Source organism: Geomonas agri (assembly GCF_020179605.1).
GTDB lineage: Bacteria > Desulfobacterota > Desulfuromonadia > Geobacterales > Geobacteraceae > Geomonas > Geomonas agri.
This window is the reverse complement of sequence record NZ_JAINZO010000001.1, coordinates 2,001,785-2,023,966: the sequence shown is the minus strand read 5'-3', so window position 1 is coordinate 2,023,966 and position 22,182 is coordinate 2,001,785. Positions and strand designations below refer to the sequence as shown.

Below are 22,182 nucleotides of genomic sequence, written 5' to 3'. Positions count from 1 at the left end.
TCTCTTGCTGTATATTGGGATCGCTCGATTTATCCCTACGAAAGAGGAAAGGTCTCACAATGATGATATTTGCTTTAATCTTCCTGGGACTGGTGGCCGGGACGCTGAGTGGACTGATCGGCATAGGCGGTGGTGTCATCATTGTCCCGGCTCTGGTTTTTCTGTTCGGACTTTCACAACAGGCAGCACAAGGGACCACGATTGCACTCATGATACCGCCGATTGGTATACTGGCTGCGTGGACCTATTACCAGAAAGGGTTCGTCGATATTAAAATCGCAGCCCTGGTCTGTCTCGGATTTGTCGTGGGCGGATTTTTTGGCGCAAAACTCGCCACCAGTGTTTCTTCGGTAATGCTGGAGAAAATTTTTGGTGGGGTCATGCTGCTTATCGCACTTAAGATGCTACTCGCTTAGGTTGACTCTGCCGATTCTCGATACGGCTCCCGCGGTGTACTTCCAACAGATCGGCCGGGTTCCGGGGCCCTCTTTTTCTAGCGCTCTCTGTGCCCAGCTGCTTCTTGCCACGCAACACTCGGGTATCCTCACTACCTGTGATTTGGACGTCACAGGAATGGCGAGGCAGAGCAAAAGTGATATGGAGATAACATGCAGCCCAATGAATTGATGAAGTGCATGAAATCGAAAAATGCACCGATTCTGGTTGATGTACGGACGGGAATCGAGTTCCGAAGAGGCCACATTCCCGGTGCGCTTCATGCCCCGACATGGAAGATTCTGCTGAGACTGGACAAAATTCCGTCTGATCGCAACGCGGAGCTCGTCATCACCTGTGAGCACGGCCCCCGGGCGCGCATCGCTGAGAGCTTGTTACAGGCGTACGGTTACCGGAATATCGCCCTGCTTGACGGACACATGGCTGGCTGGCGCCGATCTGGATTTCCCCTGCAAAAGTGATGGCAGTTATAAAATTGTTGGAGAAAGTGGACGTGGTTATTTAGGTGTCGACTACATGCCCCTTTGTCACCTGTCATTATTGTGGCAGGCTGCCACACTACACCCGCTAATCGTACGCGAGCACCAAGTTTTAGATCTGCGTTCTTTGCGAATTCACCCTATTCCCTGCCTTTACATATTGATCCACCAAAGTTAATCCAAGACAAGTGTGGCACTTCACGGCCCGGACTCTAGTCTACTCTTCATCATTTCGTTATTCTTCCTAAGAACCGCAGGAATGTCTCTTCATGATGGAAGTGCTGCTCCACGTAGGTCGGCAGGAGCTGGTTGCACCCCATTCGGGTCAAGCACTTTCCCCGAAATTGGTGGCAAATATGTGTCGTCGCCATAACTTTCTGAAGGATTGTGCGCGGAGTCATTGCTTTCATTGCCATAATCGAAGATACTTCATACGCATCATGCCGCTCTCGCAACTGCCCGTACTTGAAGTCTGACATGGGGGGGATTTTGGATACCTTCACTGTTTTTTTGAACAATGCTGCATTGATGCTTATCCTTTGCGTCGTCTATGACACGTTCAGCATCCACAAAATATCAAACAAGCAACTGCGTGAGGGGCTGATCGGTGCCCTGGTCGGCTTCATTTGCATCGCGGTCATGCTCAACCCCTGGTCCCTTGAGAAGGGATTGTATTTCGACACCAGGTGGGTTCTCCTCAGCCTGTGCGGCCTTTTTTTCGGCACCATCCCAACGGCGATTGCGGTTGCGATCTCCGGAGCCTTCAGGCTCTACCAGGGGGGGGCGGGGGGGATAGTCGGAACGGTCGTCATTTTGGTGACCGCACTGGTGGGCCTTGGCGGAAGGCGGTTCAAGGGGAAGTTCACCAAGGTGCCCAACTGGATTCAGTTGTACCTCTTCGGCATCGTCGTCCAGTTGGCCATGCTCTCCTGCATGTTTCTCTTCCCGGCGCCAATGCGCAATGCCATCCTCGCGAAGATCGCCCTGCCTATCCTTCTCATCTATCCTGTGCTCACCACCATCATCGGCTTGATCTTGAAGAAGCAGGAAGACCGCCGTGAAGCGGACCTGAAACTTCTCTACTCGACCGCCCTAGCCACAGCTGCCTTGGAGTCGACGCCCGATGGCATCCTCATCGTGAACCGGCAGGGTATGGTCACCCGCTGGAACCAACGGTTCGTCGAACTTTGGAGGGTACCACAGCATCTGCTCGAGATGCCCGACAACAAGCTGCTGCTTGCCCATGCCGCGTCCCAAATGGCCAACCCCGACGAGTTTACCGCCCATGTCGCCGAGCTGTATAAGCACCCGGACGCATCGTGTACCGAAACACTCTACCTTGCCGATGGCCGCATCTTCGAGCGTTACACGCAGCCCCAGAAGGTCGGCAATGAGATCGTTGGCCGCTTTTGGTCCTTTCACGACATTACTGAACAGAGAACGGCTGCCGAGTCGTTGCAGATGATGCGGTTTTGCGTTGACCATGCGGGCGACAGCATGTTCTGGATCAACAGCGCAGGGCGCATCCTCTACGTCAACGATGCAACCTGCGAGGGCCTTGGTTTTTCCCGTGAGGAACTGCTTCGCATGAGCATTTTCGATCTGGATCCGGAATACCAGCTTGGCGTGTGGTCTCTTCACTTCGAAGAACTCAGGACCCGCGGCAACATCATCCTGGAGACCCGGCACCGCACCAAAGACGGCCGGATATTTCCTGTGGAGGTCAACGCCAACTACGTTCATTTCGGCAACCATGAATTCAATTTCGCATACACCCGTGACATTTCTGAACGAAAGCGCGCCATGGAGGAACGCCTGAAACTGGAGCAGCAGCTCCTTCATGCCCAGAAGCTTGAGAGCCTCGGGGTGCTGGCCGGTGGTATCGCCCACGACTTCAATAACATCCTTACTTCGATAATCGGCAATGCCGATCTGGCTCTTATGCGTATCAACCCTGAATCTCCTGCCATCGACAATCTGCACAGCATAGAAAAGGCCTCGGCCCGAGCCGCCGATCTGGCGAAGCAGATGCTTGCGTACTCCGGCAAGGGGAAATTCGTCATCAGTAACCACGACATCAACGATCTACTGGAAGAAATGCTGCACATCCTGCAAGTGTCCATTTCCAAGAAAGCAGTATTGCACCTCAATCTCAACCGCCCCTTGCCTCCGGTAGAGGCGGATGCCACCCAGACCCGCCAGGTCATTATGAATCTGGTCATCAACGCCTCGGAAGCCATTGGCGAGGATAACGGCGTCATCGCCGTCACCACTGGGTGCTTGGACTGTGACAGCGGCTATCTGAAAGATGCCCTGCTCGATGAGCAGGTAAAGGAAGGGCAATACGTCTTTATCGAAATCGCTGACACCGGATGCGGCATGAGCAAAGATACGCTCGCCAAGCTTTTCGATCCGTTCTTCACGACGAAGTTTACCGGAAGGGGCCTCGGCATGGCAGCGGTCCTCGGCATCATCCGCGGGCACAAGGGAGCCGTGAAAGTGTACAGTGAGTTGGGCAAGGGGAGCACCTTCAAGATTCTCCTCCCTGCGAGCGACAAAGCCGTCGAACTGGTCAAGCACGTTGCAAAGAGCGATCATGGAAGCTTTAAGGGGACAGTGCTGCTCGTCGACGACGAGGAGACCGTTCGAGATATTGGAACAAAAATGCTTCAGGAAATGGGCTTCAACGTCCTTACCGCTAACGACGGTCGTGAAGCTATTGAGGCTTACCGATCACGCCATGATATCAGTTTCGTCATCCTCGACCTCACCATGCCTTTCATGGATGGCGAACAATGCTTTAGGGAGCTGCGGGCGCTGAATCCGAACGTTAAAGTGATCATGAGTAGTGGATTTGGTGAACTGGAAGTGACACAGAAGTTCATCGGCAAAGGGCTGGCAGGATTTATTCAGAAGCCGTACAAGTTGACGGCGCTGCGTGAGAGCATTCATGGCCTGAACATCGATGCAAAAGAGGCCTAAGTCGAATTGAGGGTGCCGCTGCCACAACAAGCAGGCCCGTGAGGCCCTGAACGGTTCCAGTTCATTCCCATCAGGGACCAGTTCCCTCTAATCTAGAACCGTCAAGAAAAGTGAGTCACCCCCCGGGGGAGACTGGGGACGGGGACGCACTTTGTTTCTGGAGGGAACGCCGGCCCGTCTTCGGCCAGGGGCACGTGCAGATTTGTGTAAAAGGGGCTTTACACTTTATGTAAAGCCCCTTGGTCTTCAACAGATCGTACAGAAGGTCAAGCTTGGTTTTCGCGGCGTTTCCCGTAGATGGCAATCCCGGCCAGGCCAAGGCCCATAAGAAGGATGGTGCCGGGTTCAGGGACCGGGGCGGTTCCGTTGTCATAGTTGAGGCAGAGCACCGACTTGTCCAAGTAGAGGAAATCAAGACAGCCAATTTCTCTGTAGATGAGGGATACGTCGAGGTCCTGGCCCTGCCCCCATGGTGCTGTGATGCTCGAGGCAACGTCGAACTTGGTCGATTCCATCGGGTTCCAGAACCAGGTCCAGCCGGTGTCATCCTTTAGCGTCCCCATGAAGTTACTCTCTACCTGCACGTAGTCGTTGCTGCCGTTGACGAAGTTCGAGTAGATCGTCAAGTGCGCGCTGTTGATGGTGTCGTATGGCATCGTGAAGTCGCTCGGCATGTCTTGCTGCCAAGACAACGTGCCGATGCCGGTCAGGATCCGGTCCAGGTCGGTGGTGCTCGTGTAGAATGTTGCCCCGGCGATTCCGGTCGCGCCAAGCATAAGCGCTACGGTCAGAATTCCTGCCAAAAACGCTCTCATTCTCATGCCCTCCTGTTCGTAGTTATTTTGAAGCTGTCCATTGTAAGGCAACTCGCGTGCCGATCCTGTTAAATCAGCCATTTACGGTAGAGGGGCTCGCCGTAGAGGTGTTCTATGAAGGGCTTCGAAGGATGCGCGGGGGAAAAGATGTAAGGATCTGCGACAGGTGTAAAGACACCAAAGGATAGCCTCCTCCTGCTCGACAACTTATTTGATTTCTGTAATGACCCGCCTAAAGCTGTGCGATCATCGATCATGCCGGCTCTGCTCTAGTACATATCCAGTCATTTTTGAAGTCGCCGCTTCTTTTTTCGCAGCCGAGTCGGGTGCTCGCAGTCCTACTTTTTTATGTTTTTCTGTTATATTGCACACGATGGCTGCAGAACGTGGTGCTGTGTAAAATAAGGAAGACCGCCCCCACCGATGAGCTGATAGCGGCCTTGCAGTAGAGATCCCATACCGGACAGCGACCATGAACCAAATCTCCTTGCAGCTCAATTCGCTTTATCACAGAGCTTTGCTGTTCCTTGTGCTGCAGGTGCCGTTGCCTGCAACTGCTGCAACTCCGGATGGGGGAGCAAGGGGGGGCGCCTTGCCTGGGGAGGACGGCTCATACCACATCACGGCGTCCGTTGCCATCGTGGCCCTGGTTATACTCCTGATGGTCCTGCTGCGCCAGATGCTCCAATCACGGAAAGCTGCGCGGTCACTTGCCGAAAGCGAACGTCGCTTCCGTACCTTAGTAGAACAGGCTGGAGACGGTTTTGAACTGATAGGGGTACAAGGGGAGATCCTGGACCTGAACAGCGCCACCAGCGACTGTCTGGGCTATACCAGGGACGAACTCCTCAAAATGAAGATCACTGATATTGATCCCCTGATCAGCAGGGAGGATTTCACAGCCCACTTCGCCTCACTGATAGGGCAACCGCCGGCTATCTTCGAGTCTGTGCACCAGCGCAAGGATGGGACACGATTTCCGGTCGAGATACGAACCTCGGTTTTTAACCTGGGGGGAGTGCCGGTCGCGCTTGCGCTGACCCGTGACATTACCAAGCGCAGGCAGCAACTGGCTGAGCTTGACTACACGAACAAGTGTTTCACCCAGGCCCTGAATAGCCGTCATCACGTCCTGTACCGCCTCAACGTAGCACAAGGCAGGTATGACTACCTGAGCCCCGCTTTCGAACAGATAACCGGCCATCCCGTCGCAGAATTCCAAAAGAACAGTCTCGAGACACTCAAGGATTACTTCCATCCCGAAGACAGGGTGCGCATTTTTGCCGCCCTTGACCAGGCATTTCTTAATCGCACCGGCCCAACTGTCAACCTGGACCTCGAGTACCGTCTCCGGAGGGCTGATGGGGAGTACTGCTGGCTGCGTGATTCAACCACCGCCTGCTTTGACGACCCGGGTGCCCTGGAGTGTTTTTTCGGTTCAGCCCATGACGTCACTGACTCCAAGCGGGCGGAAAAAGAACGTGAACAGTTTCATACCCTGTTCATGACCTCCGACGACCTCATGTGCATCGCAGATCCAAAAGGCGCCTTCCTCAAGACCAATCCGTCCTGCTCGGAAATCCTCGGCTATTGCGAGGAGGAACTGGTAGCTAAGCCTTTCATCGACTTTGTCCATCCCGAGGACAGGGAATTTACCGTTGTGGAAATGGAACAGCAGATGCTGTCTGGGAACTCGTTTAGGTTTGAAAACCGATATGTGCGCAAGGATGGCTCTATCCGCTGGCTATCGTGGAGCGCAGTGTATAACCAGGAAGACGGGATGACTTACGCGACAGCACGTGACATAACGGAACGCAAGGAGGCTGAGGAGGAGCGCAACCGGCTGGAACAGCAGCTGCTCCACACGCAGAAACTGGAAAGCCTCGGCGTCCTGGCGGGAGGCATAGCCCACGATTTCAACAACATTCTCACCAGCATCATCGGCAATGCAGATCTGGCCCTGGCACAACTCGAACCTCGGTCGCCGGTTATGGAGAACCTGCAACGCATCGAAAAATCAGCAGCACGAGCCGCCGACCTTGCCAAACAGATGCTCGCCTACTCTGGAAAGGGGAGGTTCATCGTCGAGCCAACCGACCTGAACCGCTTGGTCGAGGAGATGAAGCATATGCTGGAGGTGTCGGTCTCCAAGAAGGCGGTGGTGAACTACAATCTCATCCGGCCGCTGCCACCTGTTGATGCCGATGCCACGCAGATCCGCCAGATCGTAATGAATCTGGTCATCAACGCCTCTGAGGCCCTCGATGAGCAGGAAGGGGTGATCGATATCGGTACGGGAAGCGTCCAGTGCGACGAGAAGTATCTCCAGGGGACCTGGCTCGTGGATGCCATCCCGGAAGGGCTCTATGTCTTTGTCGAAGTCGCTGACACCGGATGCGGCATGTCACCAGAGACGGCCGCAAAGATTTTCGACCCCTTCTTCACTACCAAATTTACAGGTAGGGGGCTGGGGATGGCTGCCGTACTGGGGATCGTCAGGGGGCACAGGGGCACCATCAAGGTTGACAGTACCCCCGGGAAGGGAACCGTATTCAGGGTGCTCCTGCCGGCGTGCGACAAGGCTGCGGAGATCGCTGCGTCTCCTGCCCCCGAAATGAAGTGGCGCAAAAGCGAAGGAAAGGTCCTCCTCGTGGACGACGAGGAGGAGGTGCGAAAGATCGGCTGCGAGATGCTCCAGTTGCTCGGCTACACTCCCATCGCCGCCGAAAACGGGCGTGAGGCCGTAGAGCTCTTCAAAAAACACCCGGATCTTGCCTTGGTGATCCTCGATCTCACCATGCCGCAGATGGACGGGGAACAATGCTTCCGTGAACTGCGGCAGTTGGACCCGAAGGTGCTGGTACTCATGGCAAGCGGCTACAGCGAGTACGAAGTTGCGCCGAAGTTCGCCGGCTCGGGATTAGCCGGATTCGTAGAAAAACCTTTCAACCTCGCTATTTTGACCAAAGCGATAGACGCGATCCTGGATAAAAGCCGACAGCGATAAGGTGCTTTTGTCCGATTCCAGATCGGCCTCCATCCTCACCCGGATTTCCTGGCTTGGGCTGCGACACATTAAGGGGCTCCTTACGGAGCCCCTTAATGTCATTTTCAGTGCTTTTCGCTGCCATGCCCGGCAGGGGCGTGGCGGGTGTGCTCCGCGTGTTCACCGTGGGCGGTGCCTGTGGTGGAAAGGTGCACCTTCTCCACGAAATGGGTGAAGTCGACGTAGGCCTCAACGAACTCGCGGCCCTGGGCAACACTTTCGTCCTTGTGCGTGTACGCCGCTTGGGCACGCTCGAAGCGTTTCTGGATACCTGCGGTGATATCCTCCGTGACCAGTCGCACCAAGCTGTCAGCCGACCCGGTCGTCAAGGCTTTGTCGGCCTCGGCTACGGCAGGTTCTACGGCTCCTGCAGGCTTCAGACCCGTGTAAGGGGCGCCTTCGCCGGCGCGGTGCACCTTCACCAGGGTGGCGAAGAACTGTTTATGTGCGGCTTCGGATTTGCTCCCCTTTGCCGCAACTGCCTTGTCGAATGCCACTTTAATTGCCTTTTCGTCCTTCGCCTGCACCCATTTGAGAACCGGGGTGACACTTTTAGTTCCCAGCGCTTTGCGCGCGTCCTGTACCACGGGGCCGTCCAGCGTGTCGCAATGTGCGGACACCAACTCGGGCGTTGCCAGTGAAACAGTGGCTACTGTGGCAATTACTGCCCCTGTTATTTTTACCAATCTCATCATGGAAAGATCTCCATCTCCTTGTGTCCCAGGCACTAGTGTGCCCAGTCGTTGTGCATCTGAGGGGAAGTTAGCACTGTAGGGAGGTCACCGTGGAGGTATATAGATTTGCCTGGTGTATCCGTCAAGTCCACGTGCGGAGACATGCCAGGCAAGTTTCCGCTCCGTTATTTTCAGTTCATACCCGTTACCCTCAAGCGTCCCGTAAGGAACATCCTGTTGGCAACACCGGATTCCATCATGATCGTCATCAGCGGGTTGATCGTCCCAATTGTGCGGGTTTTCAAGGGAAGAGGCGCTGAGGTCGGAAGTGGCGTTGAACTCAAGGCTGTGGCCGGAAGCTGCAGCGGTGCCGACAAAAGAAACGATCATCAGCAGGAGTGCGATACTCATTATGGTCACTCGAGGAGCTATCATGATCATATGATGCCACTCGTGTCGACTCCCGCCTTTGATACAAGTCAAGAAGATCAGGAAAAACATCCACTGTGGCATTATTCGTTGCGTGGTCTGTTAGGTTGTGATGTAGGACCTTTCGTACTTTGACATTCCCGATTCCAGCAATACCATTGCATCAGGTAAAGCCGAACCTCGGGTGACCGAGGCACGGGAAACCACGGGACTTCCTCGAGGTTTACTTCCAACAAGTCAGCCGGGCTGCCGGAGCCTCCTTTGCGGGGGGCGTTCAGCGCCCGGCATTTTTTTGTCTGCCCCATACCGATACCGTCTGTTCCAGAACCGGACACTCCACACCTCGCAGCCCAAAAGGAGAAAAGTATGAAACTGAACGGTTTGGCCTCCCCTGTGTTGTTTGGCGCCATCGTTGTCTCTGTCCTGGTCATCACTTCCCACACCGCAGCATGGGCATCACCACCCGCCACGGCTTCGTGTGATCAAACGGACATTTACGACAGGCTCAAGTGCAAGCACGACGGTGTCGCCAACCAGATCGAGTTCATGACTGGTCTTTTCCAGGAGGGATCACTGCTGGGCGACAAGCTCACGGCCGGGCAGCGCGAGCATCTTAAAGGGGTGAAGATGAATACTGGCCGCTCAAAGATCAAAAACGGAGCCAGCGAGTTCAAAAAACTGGCCAAGACCGGGGCAAAATCGAACAAGAACGCCTGTTACCGCGTGCCGCTCTCGGCCCAGGATGACCAGAACAACGACGGCGTCTGCGACTACGACCAGGGCACACTGAGCGCGAAATGCGCTGCCATCGATCTTGACAGCAACGGGAACAAGCAGGCCTGCAATCCGCTCAAGAAGAACAAGGGTAAAGGGCAGGACGGCCTGGAGTGCGATCAGATCTGCAACGCGGATGACGGTGTGACTGACGCGGAGCGGCAGGATATGCAGGCGGAAGCCGAGCCGATGGAACAGGCCTACGGTGCGCTGGAAGGGGAACTGCACAAGGTAAACGGGGACCTCGAGGAACTGAATGCCGTCGCGCCGCAGGCACTCTTCTCGATGTCGGCTCAGACCGTTTCGGCTGGGTGCGATACGCCGGTCAGCACCCCCGGCCTGGACATCGCGTCAGGGGTAATGAGGCAGGTATCGGTCACCGCGCGCGGACTTGCGGGGATGGCGGGGGCCAGTTGCAAACAGACCGCGGTCGCCCTGGGGTTCGGCGGCAACGGCGCTATCGTCTGTCTGGCCTTCGAGACGGCAGCCTCCGTGCTGGAGATCGCCTACACCACGGTGGATGAGATCCTCAAGTCGGAACAGGGGGCGCTGCAGACCTCTACGCTCTCCTGCCTGCAGCACACCGCCGGCAGCATCGACAGCGGGTTCGCAACCCTTTATACCCAGCACGCCGACATACAACGCAACGACAACAACAATGCCACCTCCATCAAGAACAACAGCGATGCCAACACCGCGGCGCTCATGGAAAGGATCAACCAACTGCGCAACGAGCTGGTGACGATATTGAATACGCCCCAGGGACAAAGGGCACAGTTCCCGGTGAAATAGGCTTTGGAAGGGGTACGTCCGGGGTCAGCAGCGCGGCAAAATGGCAGCGGAGGGGCGAGTTCATTGAAAGCGCAAACTGGTCTGGAACCGGGTTTGGCTCCCTCCGATGTCGCGAAGAATGTGACGAAGAAACTTCGTGATCACTGACTCTCAACAATCCGATAATGGAAGATGAACTAGAAAAGGCACCTGGTCATGAACCGGGTGCCTTTCTTGTTTTCAATAGCCGGGTGTGCCGGCAGTTCGACGGTAGCTAGCCGTACTACTCCTGTACCGGTACCGCGACGAGGAGCGCGTCGTCTGCCTCATCCTCTTGCTCGGCACCGAGGTCGCCTTCCCACTTGGCGACGACGGCGGTGGCGATGCTGTTGCCGATGACGTTGGTCGCGGTGCGCCCCATGTCGAGGAACTGGTCGATGCCCATGATGAGCAGCAGGCCCGCCTCGGGGAGGTTGAACATGGGGAGGGTGGCGGCGACAACCACCAGCGAGGCGCGGGCGACACCGGCCATACCCTTGCTGGTCAGCATCATGACCAGGAGCAGGGCGATCTGCTTGGAAATGGAAAGCTCGATGTTGTAGACCTGAGCGATGAAGATGATGGCAAAGGCCTGATACATCATGGAGCCGTCCAGGTTGAAGGAGTAGCCCAGCGGCAGCACGAAGCCGGAGACTTTCTCTTTCACGCCGAAGCGCTCCAGGGACTCCAGGGTCTGCGGATAGGCGGCCTCGCTGCTCGCGGTCGAGAAGGCGATCAGCATCGGCTCACGGATCAGCTTGAGCAGGGTCCAGGTGGAGTTACGCAGGAACAGGTAGCCGGCGCCGATGAGCACGGCCCAGAGCACGATCAAGCCGATGTAGAAGCTCCCGATGAACTTGCCGTAGGTGGTCAACACACCGAGCCCCTGCACGGTGATGCAGGACGCCATGGCGGCAAAGACGCCTACCGGGGCGAATTGCATGACGTAGTCGGTCACCTTGAGCATGATGTTTACCAGTTCCTTCACGAAGGCGACCACGGTTTTGGTGGCGTCGTCTTTGAAGGAGGCAATGGCGAACCCGAAGAAGACGGAGAAGATCAGGATCTGCAGGATGGAGTTCTTCGCCATGGCATCGAGGAAGCTGGTCGGGAAGATGTTGGTAACGAAATCCTTGAAGTTGAGGGCGGCGACGTTGAGGTTGGTGGTTGCGCCTGTCGCCGGTGCGGGTAGCGAGGTGCCGACGCCGGGCTGGAACAGGTTGACGAACACCATGCCGAGCACCAGGGAGATCACCGATGCACAGAGGAACCAGCCCATGGCGCGGATTCCGATCCGGCCGATGGCCTTGGAGTCGCCGTTGCCGGCGATGCCGGAGACGATGGTGCCGAAGACCAGCGGCGCGATGATCATCTTGATCAGGCGCAGAAAGACCGACGAGATGATGTCGAAGTATCCGGCAATCACTTTGGCAGCCTTGGCGTCCGGTGCATTGAGGTTACAGAAGTAGCCGACGACGATTCCGAGAATCATCGCCACCAGGATGTAGAGGGTCAATTTGTTCTTTTTCATGCTGCACTCTCCTTCAGGTTGAATTGCATTGTTGTCCCCAATCTCACAGCTTCCCATAAAATAGTTTTCTACATCCTGCAGTACCCCGGAGATAGCAAGACAATTGCCAACTCGTTTACAAAAGGATAAGTGGCGAAAACTCCACAAGTTATGAGGTGCGCAGGCGGGGGAGGGAATGCACAGGGGGGTATAACCTGTGGGCGCCAATGCGGTGCTTAAGAGAGATTTGTCCTGGAATCAAGAAAGGTTAGGCGAGTTAGTCGGAGGTTATAGCAGGGGCGCAGGTTATAGGGGTTGTGTGGGGAGGAGAAGCGACGGACGCCCTCGCCGCCGCGCAGGCGGCGCGAGAGGGTAAAACTGCGTTGGGCGTTGACGGTTACGACAAGGAATCTCCTGTCTTTTTAAGGCGTTTGCTCAGTGCCGGCTGGGAGATTCCGATAAGGCGGCAGGCTATGGACTGGTTCCCCTGTGCCCGGCGCATCGCTTCGGCGACCAGGAGATCGCTCACCTCGTACAGGGCGGGGAGCGGTTCGGTGGGGACGAAGACACTGCGTTGTCCCTGCTCGTCCAGCCGCACGGGGCGGCTCTGATCTTTACCGAGGACCCGCTTGAAGGTGTCCATGGAGAGCATGTGCGCTTCGTGGCGGCTCATGGCGTCGTACACCAGCGCGCGCAGCTCGCGCACGTTGCCGGGGAAGGAATAGTTGGTCAGCAGGACGGGGAGTTCCTTGGGGACGGTCGGTTTCTTCTTGTTGAGCTCCCGGGCCGCCTCGTCCAGGAAGTGGTCGAAGAGAAGAGGGATGTCGTCGGGACGCTCGCGCAAGGCCGGGATGTGGATGTGGTGACCGCACAGGCGGTAGTAGAAGTCTTTGCGGAACTCTCCGGCGGCCTGCTTGGCGGCCAAGTCGTGGTGGGTCGCCACGACCACCCGCGCGTTCATGCGCTTGGGTACGTCGCTGCCCAGGGAGAAGTACTCACCCTCCTGCAGCAGGCGCAACAGTTTGACCTGTGAGGTGATGGCCAGGTCCCCGATCTCGTCCAGGAACAGGGTCCCGTCCGCCGCCCGCTCGATCATGCCGCTGCGGGGGAGTTCCGCACCGGTGAAGGCGCCCCTGGTGTGGCCGAAGAGGGTGTCGCTGAAAATCTGGTCGTCCAGTCCCGCCACGTTGACCGAGACGAGCTGTCCGGGGCGCCGGCTCACCTTGTGCACCGCCCGCGCCACCAGTTCCTTGCCGACCCCGCTTTCCCCGGTGATCAGTATCGGCTGGCTGCTCCCGGCCACCGCCTCGATGTAGCGGAAGATGGAAAGCATGGCCCGGTCCGCGGTGAGGATGTCGGCGAAAGCCTCGGCGTGCTCCAGCCGGTCGCTCAAAATGCGGGATTTCATCTCGCTGTTTTCCCGCTGCAGGTCGATCAGCCGGATAGCGCGGTGGATCCCCTGGATCAGGCGTTCCTCCTCGACGGTCTTGACGAAGAAGTCGAAGGCGCCCTTTTGCATGCACTCCACGGCGACGGATACCTGGTTCAGTCCGCTCAGCACGATCACCGGGACCTCCGGGTGCTCTTCGATGATGGCGGGGAGCAGGTCCTGGCCGGAGAGGTTCGGCATGTTCAGGTCGAGCAGGACCAGGCCGATGGGGCGGGATCGGAGCAACTCCAGGACCTTGGTGCTGTCGGAGCAGCGCACCACGTTGTTGATGCCGCCCGACATGGCGAGGGTCATGCTGATGCTGCGCAGCCACGCCTCCTCGTCGTCCACCAGGAGGATCTCGAACGTGGGATTAAGTGAGTCGATCATGGTCATGCTCCTTGCAGGGCGGGCAGCGCCACCCGTACCGTGGTCCCCTCGCCCTGTCGCGAGTCGAAAGCCATGGTCCCCTTGTGTTCTTTGATGATGGAGGCCGATACGGAGAGGCCCAGGCCAGTCCCGCCTGTCTCGCGCTTGGTGGTGAAGAAGGGGTCCGCGATACGATGCAGATCCTCGCTGGCGATACCCACCCCCTCGTCGCGGACCAGCAGCAGGACCTCGTTTCGTTCGGCGTCATAACTGGTAGCGAGGAAGATCCCCTTGGTCGGGTCTGGGAGTGCCTGGCAGGCGTTGAGGATCAGGTTGACCACTACCTGTTCGATCCGCTGCGCGTTGCCCCGCACTGCCGGTAGGCCTTCGGCAAGGGTGGTGACGACGTTGCCGGTGGTCTTGCGGATGGAATTCTCCACCAGCCTGAGGGCGGCCCGGACCACGTCGTTCAGGAGCACCGACTGGTCCATCTGCGAGGTGTCCTTGCGGGCAAAGTCCTTCAAGTCCTCGACGATGCGCTTGATGCGGGTCGCACCGTCCTGCATCTCGTCGATGAGCAGAGGGATGTCCTCGCGAAACTGCGAGTAGCGCAGCCCGCCGATCAGGAAGTCTCCTTCCTTTTGGAACCTCTGTTCCAGATGCTCTTCGGTGGAGCGGAAGATCTTCTTCAATACTGGCAGGTTGTAGAGCAAAAGCCCGGTCGGGTTGTTGATCTCGTGGGCGATACCCGACACGAGGACCCCGAGCGACGCCATCTTGTCCGCCTGGATCAGTTGCTGCTGTTGCAACTGCATCTCCTGGGTGCGCACGGCGACTTCCTTGGCGAGCCTGCGGTTGATGTAGCCGATGGCGCTCAGCAGCAACAAAAGCGGCAGCGCGGTGATAGCCGCGTAGGTGAGGATCTTGCGCCAGGAGACGGTGGGAGGCTCCAGCGCGCCGAGCCACTTGTCGTGGATCTTCTGATAGCGCCCGGTGTTTTTCAGGATGGCGAGCCCTTCGCTGAACTGGGAAAGGATCTGCTCGTTCCCTTTACTGACCGCGTAGCAATAAGGTTGGCCGGCGAAGAGCCTGCCCACCGGTACGATATTGGAGAGCCCGAACTCGCGGCTCAGGTAGAGTCCGGGCAGGTTGCCGACCAGGGCGTAGTCGTGTTTGCCTGCGGCGAGTTGTCGCAGCGCGTCGATGTGGGTATCCACCGGGAAGATGCGCGCCCCCACGTTTTTTCCCAGGAGGTAGTCGTGCATCATGCCGCCGTTTTGCACTAAGACCTCCTTCCCCTTGAGGTCGCTCAGATCGCGGACCGGCTTGGTGCCGCGGCGGGCGAAGACCGATTGGTTGATGATGGAATGCGGTGGCGAGAAATCGTAATCCCTGGCACGCACGTCCGCCTGGACCATCCCCTGGACGATGTCCACCTCGCCGGTTCGTAGCGCATTGCGTATCTCGTCCCAGCGGCCGAGGCGGATCTCCACCGTCATCCCCATCACCTCCGCGATGGCGCGGGTCAGGTCGACGTTGAAACCGGCGGGATGGCCGTCCTTGTCGATGAATTCGTACGGGGGGTAGTTGTGGTCACCGCCGACGACGATGGTCCCACCCGCCGCCCAGGCGGAGTACGGCATGACCAGGCACAGGGCCAGCAGAAGCAGTGCCGGCAGGATGTGCTGCGTGAAGAGGATGCTACCTTTCATGTACCGCGAACGAATCAAAGGGAGTTGGTCCTTCTGAGCGAGGTGGAGGTTTGCGGTAGGCTTCGAGAGTTCAAAGTATATGTCGCGGCTAAATGAAAAGTCAATGTGGCCATTTTGATAGAGAGCGCGAGCCGGGATGTAGAGGGGAACGATGCGGTCGCAGCGGGGAAGTTCAAAGGGGAAGAGGCTGGTGGGTGGTGGGGGAGGTGGGGGCAGGCAGCTCTCCACGTGATTACAGGTGAAGCGTGAAGGGCTGCCTTTTCTTTATCGGGCTGGTCGGTGTTTCAGGTCTACCAGGTCTGGGTGACCGTGTCGGGGGTGACAGACAAAGTGGCGCGCAGCCAGCTGAACTTGGATTTTAGTTGATCGAAATCGGGTCCGGACGTTATAAATGCGGCTTTCCCCTTGATGAGAAAACCTGCGCCCGGTCCGTGCAGGCCCTGCACCTTGCTGCTCCCCACCGTGAGCAGGACCTCCGGGTTGTAGGCGACGTTGGCCTCGGTCCGGTTCATGTAGCCGGCGGGAATCAATACGCGCCCCTCTGCGGAGACGCGGATGTAGCTGTTCCAGGTGTTGACCAGGTGAGGACCATCCTCTCCCAGGGTGGCGATGGCGACCACGCCATCCTGTTTCAGAATTTCCAGCAGCTTTTCGGGTATCATTTCTTCTACCTCCTGTTAGTGATCTTGCACAGCCAATGTGTGACTGGAAGACGTTATGTTTATTCTCGATGTGAAAGACAAAGTCCCTCTTTACAGGCAACTTTACAACCAGATCAGGGAACAGGTGCTGTCGGGGAAACTCCCTGCGCATGCCAAGCTTCCTTCAGTCAGGGACCTGGCAACAGAGCTGCAATCCAGCCGAAACACAGTCGAGGGGGCCTACCAGGAACTGTTCGCCGAAGGCTACATCTACAGCAGGCAACGCAGTGGCTACTTCGTATCCCCCATCGATCAGCCGGTTGCACCGGTGTCGCGGTCCCGTGCCGTACGCAAGAGTGAGCGCCCGCGCCAGCGCGAACCCAGGTTCAGGTTTGACTTCCATCCCGCACGCCTCGACCCCGACGGTTTTCCCATGGCGCAGTGGCGCAGCTCCCTTCTGGAAACCCTGCGCGAGAGCCCGGCGGAGCTTTCCCATTACGGAGGTTTCCAGGGCGATTGGGAGTTACGCTGCAACATCCAGAGGTACCTGGAGCGTTCCCGCGGGGTGATGTGCGGCCCCGAACGGATCTTCATCGGCGCCGGCCTGCAACAAAGCCTTGACCTGGTGGCGCACCTGCTGCGAAAAGGTCATTCCGCACTGGCGGTCGAGAACCCCGGGTACCATCTGCCGCGAGCAGTGTTCCAAAACAACGGTTTCGAGATCCGGCCGGTCGAGGTCGGGTCGGGGGGGATGGACCTGGAGGGACTGCGCGCCAGCCGGAGTACCGTCGCCTACGTTACCCCCTCCCACCAGATGCCGCTGGGTCAGGTGATGCCCGTCGCCAACCGGTTGAACCTGATCGACTGGGCGATGTCCGGCGGTAACGTGATCATCGAGGACGATTACGACAGCGAACTGCGCTACTACGGCAAGCCGATCCCGTCCTTGCAGGGGTTGCGTCCGGACGCGGACATCATCTACCTGGGAACCTTCTCCAAAATACTCTCGCCGGCGCTGCGCCTCTCCTACATGGTGCTGCCAAGCTCCTTGCTCGCGGGTTTCCGCGCCTTGTATGGCGACTATTTCCCTACCGTCTCGCTCCTCGAACAGAGGGCCATGGCGAAGTTCATGGCGCACGGCTACTGGGAACGCCACATCCGGCGCATGCGCATCGTTTACCACAAGAAGCACGACGCCATGCTCAAGGCGATCGAGCAACACTTCGGCGACAGGGGGACCGTGATCGGTGCGGGAGCAGGATTGCATGTCATCCTTGAGTTGCAGAACGCCCCCTGCGCCGAGAGCACCATCATTCGCGACGCCGCGGCAAGGGGGATCAACCTGTTCCCCTTCAGCGTGACCTGCATCGGAGGAACTCCCGCATGGACTCGCCTCATGCTCGGGTTCGGGGGCATGAGCGTTGCCGAGATAGATCCGGGCATCAAGCTCCTTTCCGAACTTTGCCTCAAGGTACCCTGAACTTGCCCCCACTAACAGGTGCAGAATTCAATAATATTATGGGGGCAGGTGGTAGCGGTCCTGGGATGTCTGATGTGACAGTTCCTGACAAACCTCTTTGCGACACAATAAACTTTTCTTTGATGAATGTTTAAGATATATTCCGTGATGTTAATAGGATATCTTGTGTTGTGTCGGTCTGGTTCTTCCCCTTTTACCGGACATATGCCGCTCTACTTAAAGCTTGGTTTAATAGACTTCGCCAGGGTGATTGTCCGGTCCTCCTCCGCTTATCCTGGATAGAAGGCGTCAACGGTTGCAGACAGATTCAGACAAGCCTTGATATGAGCAATCGAACCAAAAAAACTACCCCCTTGAGCACGGCGTCCTCACCGTCATTGGTGCGGCTGGTGCGTGAACTCAATGTTTCGCGCCGCAACATGGCCGCTTACCCGCCCGGGCATCAAATAATCGACGCCTCTTTAGCCAGCGCCTTGACCAGCTACGCCGAATTCCTCGGCGAACACGACGAGATCATCGTTGGGGTGGCCGGTTCAACTCTCGTGCTGGCGGATCAGGTAGTCGACAAGTCGAATCCGGTCATGAGGGATTTCGCCCGGACGTTGCATGAACGGGGGATAGGGACGCTTGTTCTGAAACGGGGGCTCAGCAAGGAGGAGCTGCGCCGTTTCATCATCATCCTGGGCAGCAAACGCGAAAAGATTCATGCCGCCGGCGGGGTCGGTGCGGTCTGGGAGAAGTCCGGCATCACCTCTCTCGCTATCAGGGAGATACGCTACGACCTGTTCATTGCAACAGAGGAACCGCAACCCCAGGCCGGGGAGGTGGCGAGTCAAGCTCTCGATCTCTGGGAACGGTTTGCCCTGGTTTTGAAGAGCGGGCTGAAGGCGGGAGATGTGCTCGCCGGAGGAGCGCTGGATCCGGAACTGGTAGCCGAAGCCCTCAACTGTCAATTCGGCCAAGGTGGCCTTTTGGGGGACTTCACACGTCTCTTGGGGGATGCCTTTGCCCGTGGAGAAACCGCAGCTCCGCGCACCAAAGAAGTCATCGGCCGGAGTTTCGCCGGTTTTGTCGCCAAGCTGAACCCCGTTTTGCGTCAGCAGTTTCTCGCCGCCGCATGGTTGTCCGAGGCGATCACCGCACCGGAAATGGAATCGCTCATCCGGCACATGCCACTGAACGTGGTGCGGGACACGCTGAAGGAAATTGGCGAGCGCCAGCAGAGCATCCCCCCCTTCGTACTGCAACTGCTGCGGCAGCTCAGTTCCAGCGCCCCTCCTTCCGGCGAGTCCCTGCAGCCAGTCCTGCCGGAGGCGGAGTTGTCGGCGCGGGTCGAGACCATCCTCAAGGAACACGCCAGCGAAGAGTTCATCCCGCAAAGTTATCAGGACAAGCTGCACAAGATGATGGACCCGGGCCAGGTGCCCCTCCTGGGGAGCGAAGGTGTGCGTGATCTCCTGGTAACCCTCGAACAGTCATGCCTTGAGAAGAGCACCGGCGAGCTCCTGCTTCTCTTCCTGAAGTCAGGCGTGGGCGAGGGGGAGGAAATCGACGGGTATGCCAGGAACCTTTACGATATCGGGATCTATTTCCTGCGGGAGGGCGACTACCCGCAGTTTATCAAGATTCTGCGCGAGGTGACCGGGGGCGAGGTGCCCATCGAGGTGCGCCAGCGCGTCATGGAGCTTCTGGCCTGCGATGAGTTCGTCAGCGAGGTACTGGACGGACTGGAAACCTGGGGAAAGCCCAGGTTCGATGAGATCGCCGAGGTGATTGCAACGGTAGGTGCACCTTTTAGCGATGCCCTCCTGGAGGGCCTGGCGCAAAGCGAGAGCATGTCGCTGAGACGGTTCATGATGGACCGTCTGGTGGAGATCGGTACCCCGGCCGCTCCCTCCGTCATCGCTCGGCTCTCCGATAGCCGCTGGTATTTTCTGCGCAACCTGATCACACTGGTTCGGCGTATGAAACTCTCCGACACCGTGGAGAGGCTGCGCGTGCTGGCCCGTCATTCCGACCGTAGGGTTGCCCAGGAAGCCCTCAGGGCGCTGCTCGAATTCGGGGATACCATGGCGGAGGGTAAGCTGGTGAGGGATCTTGAGAGCGATAACCAACAGGCCGTGCTCGCGGCGCTCGAGGTCGCAGGAATGGCCGGGTCGGCCAGGGTCCTCGGGATCCTGCATGCCATGCTGCTGGCACCGGGCTTCTCCACCAAAGAGCTGCAGGTGAAGAGGCAGGTCGTACAGGCGCTGGGGGAGGTAGGCAATCCAGAGTCGCTCCCCTTGCTGGAGAAACTCTTTGCCTCGGTCAACCTGCTGTACCGCAGCAGGCTGACCAAGTTGAAACTCGATGCCGTCATGACGCTGTGGCGGTACCCCGCGGATGCCGCCCTGCCACTTCTGAAGAAGATCGCTGCCAAGAGGGGGGCGGTCGGGCGGCAGGCTGCGTCAATGCTGCGCGGCAGGGTGGACGGTACCTCATGAACAGTACAACCCCGACATCCCGTATCATCCGACTGCTTCTGTCGGCAAGTGCCGGCGCCGCGCTTTACTCGAGCGGGCATCTTCAGGTCGTCCGGTTGGGAAACCAGTTATTCGAGGAGCTAAGTGCGCTGCTCGATACCCGCGGCGAACTGCACCTGATCGTGGTGGAAAACGACCTCATCATCGACGGCCGCCCGCAGGAGTACAGCCTGTTCCTGAACCGCTTTACCTTGATGCTCAAGGAGCGCGGCATCGAGTCCCTCAAGTTGTTGCGGGGGATCACCCGGCAGGAGGTGGCCGACCTCATTCTCCTGCTGAGTTCCGGACAAGGGGACGAGGCCGCATCGACGGATCACCTGCGCTTTGGCTGGCTCAAGGTCCCTGAGGAGTCTTCCACCGCAACTGCGGCAGGAGTGGGGTGTGCGGCGGAAGTGCTCAAGGAACTCAACCGCCAGGAACTGGACCGGTTCTCGGAAATCTACCAGGCGGTGCAGCGCCGCCAGAAGTTCAAGGTCTCCGGCATTGCCGAGATCGTAGCCGGGTTCGTCGAGCTGTTTCGCCAGGAAGGGATGCCTCTTGTCGTTCTCGCCGCCCTAAGGGATAGCGACGAGTACACGTTCACCCATTGCGCCAATGTCTGCATCTTGAATCTTGCCCAGGCGATGGCTCTCGGCATCGAGGGACAGCAGCTCAAGGATGTCGGGGTGGCCGCCATGCTGCACGACATCGGCAAGCTCTTCGTTCCCGAAGAGATCATCAACAAGAACGGCAGGCTCACCGACGAGGAATTCGAAGCGATCAAGCAGCACCCGGTCCGGGGCGCGCGCTACCTCATGGATATCCCGGGAGTCCCCCGAATGGCTGTGATTGCCGCCTACGAGCACCACGCCAAGTTCAACCTGAGCGGCTACCCCAAGCTCCCCCCATCCTGGCGGCTCAACCTCTGCAGCCACCTGACCATGGTTTCTGACTTCTTCGATGCGACCCGGACCCGGCGCAGCTACCGCGACCCCATCGAACTCGAGCGCATCAAGGGCATGATGCTCGAGATGTCCGGCACCGAATTGCATCCGGTACTGACGCACAATTTCTTCCAGATACTTTCCGGCCTGAATACCCCAAGCCCTAGTTAAGCAGATGTAGTTGAAGACACGAGTGCGGTGTGGGAACGGCCAGTGTCTTAGCTGGGAGTGTCGTAACAGCCTAAGAGAGGCGCCACCGTAGCTGGTACGATGGCGCCCGGTTCCTGTGCCAGGCTAGCTGCCGCTGTTATTGAAGCGCAACTTCATGGCGTAGGACCTGTCGCCTCTGCGCTCGAAGCGCGCATCACCTACGAGGGACGGTTCGGCTTTGCCCAGGAAGAGCAGCCCGTCCGGTTTCAGCATTCCCGCCATCCGCCCGACCAACTCCTGCTGCGTCGCGGCATCGAAGTGGTCGCAGACCTCCTTGCAGAAGATCGCGTCGTACTTCCCTTTCAGCACCCACTCCCGCGTCGCAAGGTTGCAGGGGAGGAAGGAGACCATGCGCCGAATCTCGGGCACGACCTGGTATGCCTCTTCACGGCAGGCGAGCCGGACCAGGTATTTCTCCTTGTAGCGCTGGGGGAGGTGACGCAGCCGTTCGGCAGTGTAGACTCCGTCTTCCGCAATTGCCAAGGCGGAGAGATCAATGTCGGTAGCGAGGATCTTGATAGAGCGGATATCGCCCCCCAGCGCATCATGGGCGGTCATCGCCATCGAGTATGCCTCCTCTCCAGTACCGGTGGCACACGACCAAAGCAGCGCCCCGTGGCCTTGGAGGGCCTGCAGGTACTCCTTCAGTGCGGCGAAATGGGGTGCATCGCTGAAGAAACAGCTTGGGGACGAACCGAGGGCGCTGGTGAAGGCGCTCCATTCGCTCTTGTCGCCGAGGACCAAACGGTCCAGGTACTGGGAGAAGTTCTGCCCGGAGGTGGCGTGCACCCGTTGTGACATTCGGTTGTACACCAGGTCTCTGGTGTGATGTCCCAGCGTGATACCGGTAGAGGAGCGATACATGTGACGGATACGATGAAAATCGTTGCTGGTGTAATTGGCCTGTGCAGTCATGGCTTC

The 22,182-nt window shown here is 58.1% G+C and carries 16 protein-coding genes and 1 riboswitch; of the genes, 9 read left to right on the top strand and 7 right to left on the bottom strand.

Going from position 1 to position 22,182, the window contains the following annotated elements; genetic code table 11:
• Nucleotides 1–59 precede the first annotated feature (59 nt).
• The 3 genes from K7R21_RS08780 (at nt 60) to K7R21_RS08765 (ending at nt 3,917) form a co-directional block, all read left to right on the top strand.
• Nucleotides 60–416 (top strand): sulfite exporter TauE/SafE family protein, encoded by a 357-nt coding sequence (locus K7R21_RS08780; protein WP_224982886.1) that lies wholly within the window; start codon nt 60–62, stop codon nt 414–416.
• 192 nt (nt 417–608) lie between these two features.
• Nucleotides 609–917 carry a rhodanese-like domain-containing protein gene (locus tag K7R21_RS08775; RefSeq protein ID WP_224982885.1) on the top strand — a complete coding sequence of 103 codons (309 nt, stop codon included), beginning with the start codon at nt 609–611 and terminating at the stop codon, nt 915–917.
• A 507-nt stretch (nt 918–1,424) separates the two neighbouring features.
• Complete coding sequence (locus K7R21_RS08765; RefSeq protein ID WP_318248337.1) at nt 1,425–3,917, top strand: PAS domain S-box protein; 2,493 nt, start codon at nt 1,425–1,427, stop codon at nt 3,915–3,917.
• Nucleotides 3,918–4,183: 266 nt separating this feature from the next.
• Here K7R21_RS08765 and K7R21_RS08760 read toward each other — a convergent pair whose 3' ends face one another.
• Complete coding sequence (locus K7R21_RS08760) at nt 4,184–4,738, bottom strand: PEP-CTERM sorting domain-containing protein (RefSeq protein WP_224982884.1); 555 nt, start codon at nt 4,736–4,738, stop codon at nt 4,184–4,186.
• A gap of 586 nt (nt 4,739–5,324) precedes the next feature.
• On the opposite strand from K7R21_RS08760, the gene K7R21_RS08755 reads away from it, so the two are divergent.
• On the top strand, nt 5,325–7,739 hold the full coding sequence (locus K7R21_RS08755) for a PAS domain-containing hybrid sensor histidine kinase/response regulator (RefSeq protein WP_224982883.1): 2,415 nt from the start codon (nt 5,325–5,327) through the stop codon (nt 7,737–7,739).
• A 104-nt stretch (nt 7,740–7,843) separates the two neighbouring features.
• Here K7R21_RS08755 and K7R21_RS08750 read toward each other — a convergent pair whose 3' ends face one another.
• Nucleotides 7,844–8,473, bottom strand: coding sequence for a DUF6448 family protein (locus K7R21_RS08750; protein WP_224982882.1), 630 nt, complete (start codon nt 8,471–8,473; stop codon nt 7,844–7,846).
• A 237-nt stretch (nt 8,474–8,710) separates the two neighbouring features.
• On the opposite strand from K7R21_RS08750, the gene K7R21_RS08745 reads away from it, so the two are divergent.
• Together K7R21_RS08745 and K7R21_RS08740 are read left to right on the top strand one after the other, a co-directional pair.
• Nucleotides 8,711–9,016 carry a hypothetical protein gene (locus K7R21_RS08745; protein ID WP_224982881.1) on the top strand — a complete coding sequence of 102 codons (306 nt, stop codon included), beginning with the start codon at nt 8,711–8,713 and terminating at the stop codon, nt 9,014–9,016.
• A 27-nt stretch (nt 9,017–9,043) separates the two neighbouring features.
• A riboswitch (cyclic di-GMP riboswitch) is annotated at nt 9,044–9,135 on the top strand.
• A 112-nt stretch (nt 9,136–9,247) separates the two neighbouring features.
• The gene (locus tag K7R21_RS08740; protein WP_224982880.1) at nt 9,248–10,447 is read left to right on the top strand and encodes a hypothetical protein; all 1,200 of its coding nucleotides are present in this window, start codon (nt 9,248–9,250) and stop codon (nt 10,445–10,447) included.
• A gap of 262 nt (nt 10,448–10,709) precedes the next feature.
• Here K7R21_RS08740 and K7R21_RS08735 read toward each other — a convergent pair whose 3' ends face one another.
• The 4 genes from K7R21_RS08735 to K7R21_RS08720 all read right to left on the bottom strand — a co-directional run bounded on the left by K7R21_RS08735 (nt 10,710) and on the right by K7R21_RS08720 (nt 16,147).
• Entirely contained in the window at nt 10,710–11,996 is a 1,287-nt protein-coding gene (locus K7R21_RS08735; protein WP_224982879.1) for a dicarboxylate/amino acid:cation symporter, read from the bottom strand.
• Between the two features lie 376 nt (nt 11,997–12,372).
• Nucleotides 12,373–13,794 carry a sigma-54-dependent transcriptional regulator gene (locus K7R21_RS08730; RefSeq protein ID WP_224982878.1) on the bottom strand — a complete coding sequence of 474 codons (1,422 nt, stop codon included), beginning with the start codon at nt 13,792–13,794 and terminating at the stop codon, nt 12,373–12,375.
• 2 nt (nt 13,795–13,796) lie between these two features.
• Nucleotides 13,797–15,485: a transporter substrate-binding domain-containing protein gene (locus K7R21_RS08725; RefSeq protein WP_224982877.1), complete on the bottom strand. Its 1,689-nt coding sequence runs from the start codon at nt 15,483–15,485 to the stop codon at nt 13,797–13,799.
• Between the two features lie 290 nt (nt 15,486–15,775).
• Complete coding sequence (locus tag K7R21_RS08720; RefSeq protein WP_224982876.1) at nt 15,776–16,147, bottom strand: pyridoxamine 5'-phosphate oxidase family protein; 372 nt, start codon at nt 16,145–16,147, stop codon at nt 15,776–15,778.
• 55 nt (nt 16,148–16,202) lie between these two features.
• On the opposite strand from K7R21_RS08720, the gene pdxR reads away from it, so the two are divergent.
• The 3 genes from pdxR to K7R21_RS08705 all read left to right on the top strand — a co-directional run bounded on the left by pdxR (nt 16,203) and on the right by K7R21_RS08705 (nt 21,222).
• A complete protein-coding gene (gene pdxR, locus K7R21_RS08715; protein ID WP_224982875.1) occupies nt 16,203–17,606 on the top strand; it encodes a MocR-like pyridoxine biosynthesis transcription factor PdxR in 1,404 nt (467 codons plus the stop codon).
• Between the two features lie 389 nt (nt 17,607–17,995).
• A complete protein-coding gene (locus K7R21_RS08710; protein ID WP_224982874.1) occupies nt 17,996–20,089 on the top strand; it encodes a HEAT repeat domain-containing protein in 2,094 nt (697 codons plus the stop codon).
• Nucleotides 20,086–21,222 carry an HD-GYP domain-containing protein gene (locus K7R21_RS08705; RefSeq protein WP_224982873.1) on the top strand — a complete coding sequence of 379 codons (1,137 nt, stop codon included), beginning with the start codon at nt 20,086–20,088 and terminating at the stop codon, nt 21,220–21,222. Before K7R21_RS08710 ends, K7R21_RS08705 begins: the two co-directional genes overlap by 4 nt.
• A gap of 123 nt (nt 21,223–21,345) precedes the next feature.
• Here K7R21_RS08705 and K7R21_RS08700 read toward each other — a convergent pair whose 3' ends face one another.
• Complete coding sequence (locus K7R21_RS08700; RefSeq protein ID WP_224982872.1) at nt 21,346–22,176, bottom strand: CheR family methyltransferase; 831 nt, start codon at nt 22,174–22,176, stop codon at nt 21,346–21,348.
• Nucleotides 22,177–22,182: the final 6 nt, after the last annotated feature.

What these genes read in the sequence shown, in the direction of transcription:
- K7R21_RS08780 (WP_224982886.1), top strand. Translation starts at nt 60, where the DNA reads ATGATGATATTTGCTTTAATCTTCCTGGGACTGGTGGCCGGGACGCTG.
- K7R21_RS08775 (WP_224982885.1), top strand. Translation starts at nt 609, where the DNA reads ATGCAGCCCAATGAATTGATGAAGTGCATGAAATCGAAAAATGCACCG.
- K7R21_RS08760 (WP_224982884.1), bottom strand. Translation starts at nt 4,738, where the DNA reads ATGAGAATGAGAGCGTTTTTGGCAGGAATTCTGACCGTAGCGCTTATG.
- K7R21_RS08750 (WP_224982882.1), bottom strand. Translation starts at nt 8,473, where the DNA reads ATGATGAGATTGGTAAAAATAACAGGGGCAGTAATTGCCACAGTAGCC.
- K7R21_RS08745 (WP_224982881.1), top strand. Translation starts at nt 8,711, where the DNA reads ATGATCGTCATCAGCGGGTTGATCGTCCCAATTGTGCGGGTTTTCAAG.
- K7R21_RS08740 (WP_224982880.1), top strand. Translation starts at nt 9,248, where the DNA reads ATGAAACTGAACGGTTTGGCCTCCCCTGTGTTGTTTGGCGCCATCGTT.
- K7R21_RS08735 (WP_224982879.1), bottom strand. Translation starts at nt 11,996, where the DNA reads ATGAAAAAGAACAAATTGACCCTCTACATCCTGGTGGCGATGATTCTC.
- K7R21_RS08730 (WP_224982878.1), bottom strand. Translation starts at nt 13,794, where the DNA reads ATGATCGACTCACTTAATCCCACGTTCGAGATCCTCCTGGTGGACGAC.
- K7R21_RS08725 (WP_224982877.1), bottom strand. Translation starts at nt 15,485, where the DNA reads ATGAAAGGTAGCATCCTCTTCACGCAGCACATCCTGCCGGCACTGCTT.
- K7R21_RS08720 (WP_224982876.1), bottom strand. Translation starts at nt 16,147, where the DNA reads ATGATACCCGAAAAGCTGCTGGAAATTCTGAAACAGGATGGCGTGGTC.
- pdxR (WP_224982875.1), top strand. Translation starts at nt 16,203, where the DNA reads ATGTTTATTCTCGATGTGAAAGACAAAGTCCCTCTTTACAGGCAACTT.
- K7R21_RS08705 (WP_224982873.1), top strand. Translation starts at nt 20,086, where the DNA reads ATGAACAGTACAACCCCGACATCCCGTATCATCCGACTGCTTCTGTCG.
- K7R21_RS08700 (WP_224982872.1), bottom strand. Translation starts at nt 22,176, where the DNA reads ATGACTGCACAGGCCAATTACACCAGCAACGATTTTCATCGTATCCGT.